The organism is Candidatus Viridilinea mediisalina, assembly GCF_002532535.1.
Taxonomy (GTDB): domain Bacteria; phylum Chloroflexota; class Chloroflexia; order Chloroflexales; family Chloroflexaceae; genus Viridilinea; species Viridilinea mediisalina.
The window spans coordinates 1-3,084 of the sequence record NZ_NQWI01000224.1; the positions used below are offsets into that span (position 1 = coordinate 1).

The following is a 3,084-nucleotide window of genomic DNA, read 5'->3' on the forward strand; positions in this document are numbered from 1 at the left end:
AATCTCCAATCTCCAATCTCCAATCTCCAATCTCCAATCTCCAATCTCCAATCTCCAATCTCCAATCTCCAATCTCAGAGTGGACGACGCGCCGGCATACCAACCGAGCGCGGGTAGCGTGGATCGGTTGGGGCGAGTTTCTCAATTACGACAAGCGTGCGTTCAGGCAGACCGGGGAGTGCTACGGGGGCGATGGTACGCAGGCGTCCGCCGAGTTTGGCGAGGGCTGGGGCAGCGGCGGCGGCTTCGTTCGCCGCATCGCTACCTTTGGGTGCCAGCAGCAGCCCACCGAGGCGCAAGAGCGGGAGGCCATATTCCGCCAAGACGCGCAGATCGGCAACAGCCCGCGCCGTAACGAGGCTATGGCGTTCGCGCTCGTGGGGATCGTGGCCCAAGCTTTCGGCCCGCCCAGTATGGATACGCACACCACTGAGGCCCAAGTGGTTCACAATATGCTGTAGGAAAGCGGTCTTTTTACCTACCGATTCGACAAGCAACAACTCCACGTTGGGGTAGAGCAGCTTGAGCGGGATACCAGGAAAGCCAGCACCACTACCGAGATCAACCAACGTGGGGGCCGCGCTGTCAAACTGGGTCGCCAAGGCCAGCGAATCGAGAAAGTGGCGCACATAGATCGCCTCACGCTCAGTGATCGCAGTAAGGTTCGTCTGCGCATTCCAGCGCACCAACTCGGCTGCATAGTCGGCAAACTGGGCCAACTGGATCGCATCGAGCTGCAGACCCCACGCATGCGCCGTTGTCAGCAGTACTTGCTCGGCAGAATCAGTCATGGGCCTCCTCGTGCTGCTGATAGAGCTGCTCGGCCTCAATGAAGCTACGCACCGCTTCGGGCAGTTGGTAGCGCACAGGCAAGCCCTGGGCCAAGCGTTGGCGCAATTGGCTACTGGCAATCGCAAGCTGAGGGCCACTCAGCAGCACCACCTGATCAGGCTGGAGCGGCAGGGTTTGTTGCAGCGCAGCAAGATCAACATGTTGATGCGGACGGGCCACAATGGCAAGGTGAGTATGGCGAAGCAGCGCCTCAACCTGATGCCAACGCGGCAACTCACGGGCGGCATCGGCACCCAGAATAAACCAGAGTTGCACCGCCGGGCCATACTCCGCCCGCAGGCTCGCGAGGGTCACACTGGTATAGGAAGGCGGCGGGCGCCGCAATTCACATTCATCCACATGGAAGGCCGGGTTATCTTGGCAAGCCAGCCGCACCATTGTCAGCCGTTGTTCCCCACTAGCCATCACGCGGCCCTTGAGGGGCTGACGGGCCGCTGGCACAAAGCGCACCTGGCTCAAACCCAAGGCAAGACGCGCTTCCTCAGCGATTGCAAGGTGCCCAAAGTGGATGGGATCAAACGTGCCACCAAAAACCCCTATACGTACAGGCTGGGGCATGATCTCCTCTAGGAGGGAAGGATGGAAGGATACAGAAACGAGAAAATAGAAAATAGGTTTGCATCTCTCTGTGTTCTCGGTGTCTCTGTGGAAGGATACAGAAACGAGAAAATAGAAAATAGGTTTGCATCTCTCTGTGTTCTCGGTGTCTCTGTGGTGAACATCTCTGTATCTCTTCAAAAACTCTATAACGGAAAGCTCCTCACCCATCCATCTCGCGCGCATCCTGAAAGAGGTGCCAGACCATCCACGAGAGATCGTGCTGATCCTCCTCACTCAGATCGTCAATGTAGGGCAAAATCAGGGTAAACACATCACTACGTGGTAGCATATAGACTCGTTGCCCAAGGCTGGTGTGAATTTGGAGCGCCAGCAGATCGGCAAGATCAAGCATATCTCGTTCAGGGAGGCGACCATTGCTGCTAAAGCGGTAGCCTTGCATGGCGACACCTCACCGCTGCCTGTCATAACGTCGTCGCTGATCGTAGCGCGGATCTTCGTAGTACTCATCGTCATACTGCTGGCCAGCAATATACTGGCCAGTGGTTGTACCGTGAGTTTCTTGACCAGCACGTTGAGGCAGGAGCGCATTATCGGTCAGGCTATCGCTTATATAATCAAGATAGCCACGAATATCTTCATTATCATCAAGGCTTGAAAAGGGCACGGTTGCACCACTCACGGTTTTGACACTATCTCCAATATCACGAAGGGTATGATCAATGCCTTTCACCAGGCCGCGCATAACTCCGGCGAGCTCTTCTTTCTCTTCGATCGTGAGATTCGCAAAACCAATGAGGGCTTTTTCTTGCGCTCGTAGCAATGTTGCACGCAAAATAGCAATATCGGCCTGAGTCTGCAATTCGTAGCGCCGCACCAAATGGGCTTGGCGTACCTGTTCGACCAGTTCCTCACTCGTGACTGGGGTCCAAAGCAGGGCTGGAATCAAAATAAAACCAATAATACCAATAATAACTTGTTGTAACACCAATCCTGTACTCGCAACGGTTGGCTGTGAAGCCCACCAAGAATATTGTATTTCAAAGGAATAATACAATAAATAGAGTGAGGCACCAATAATAACCGCATACCCCCAGGTTTTTGCGTTAATCTTTTGCAATAACATCCCACCTGGCGACCAAGGGATCAGGAATGAGGTTAATGAAGGTGGTGCCAGCACAAGAATTGCGGTGAATGCAATTGCTACAACGTAATTATCGGTTAATTGACTCTGAACCCCCCACCAATAGACAGCGGAACCGATCATGGCCACAATAGCCAAGATCGCGAGCAGCGACTTCGCACTAAACTGCCAACCCCCGCCCCGTTGGCGCTGTCCCCGTACCATATCTAAATATCTGCTGCCCATAACGTCACCTTACTTAGTGATTCATTAACGACTGTTGGAACGTATTTTGGAGCTACGCCCTATACAGATGAGGGGACTAGGTTCCCTCGCCGCCCCTTACCGACAAGTTTTGGTCGTTTCCGCCTTATTTTAGCACGGATGTTCAAAAAACTACAAGCGGTCATAGACATCAATCAGCCCCCGTGTTCTATCAATCACCCTTGAACATGCCGCATCATCAAGAACGCAAAAGCCCATTGGGACGCCATGTTCGGCAATCTCCAATCTCCAATCTCCAATCTCCAATCTCCAATCTCCAATCTCCA

At 53.7% G+C, this 3,084-nt stretch carries 4 protein-coding genes; all 4 read right to left on the reverse strand.

Annotated features, from left to right (window positions below; all coding sequences use genetic code 11):
* Window positions 1-74: 74 nt before the first annotated feature.
* Window positions 75-791 (reverse strand): 16S rRNA (guanine(527)-N(7))-methyltransferase RsmG, encoded by a 717-nt coding sequence (gene rsmG / locus CJ255_RS21490; RefSeq protein WP_097646123.1) that lies wholly within the window; start codon window positions 789-791, stop codon window positions 75-77.
* Window positions 784-1,410 (reverse strand): nicotinate-nucleotide adenylyltransferase, encoded by a 627-nt coding sequence (nadD, locus tag CJ255_RS21495; RefSeq protein WP_097646124.1) that lies wholly within the window; start codon window positions 1,408-1,410, stop codon window positions 784-786. Before nadD ends, rsmG begins: the two co-directional genes overlap by 8 nt.
* Window positions 1,411-1,612: 202 nt before the next feature.
* Complete coding sequence (locus tag CJ255_RS21500; protein WP_097646125.1) at window positions 1,613-1,852, reverse strand: hypothetical protein; 240 nt, start codon at window positions 1,850-1,852, stop codon at window positions 1,613-1,615.
* A 9-nt stretch (window positions 1,853-1,861) separates the two neighbouring features.
* Window positions 1,862-2,779, reverse strand: coding sequence for a hypothetical protein (locus CJ255_RS21505; protein ID WP_097646126.1), 918 nt, complete (start codon window positions 2,777-2,779; stop codon window positions 1,862-1,864).
* Between the last annotated feature and the right edge of the window lie 305 nt (window positions 2,780-3,084).

Coding starts and splice junctions, on each gene's coding strand:
- rsmG (WP_097646123.1), bottom strand. CDS start 791: ATGACTGATTCTGCCGAGCAAGTACTGCTGACAACGGCGCATGCGTGG.
- nadD (WP_097646124.1), bottom strand. CDS start 1,410: ATGCCCCAGCCTGTACGTATAGGGGTTTTTGGTGGCACGTTTGATCCC.
- CJ255_RS21500 (WP_097646125.1), bottom strand. CDS start 1,852: ATGCAAGGCTACCGCTTTAGCAGCAATGGTCGCCTCCCTGAACGAGAT.
- CJ255_RS21505 (WP_097646126.1), bottom strand. CDS start 2,779: ATGGGCAGCAGATATTTAGATATGGTACGGGGACAGCGCCAACGGGGC.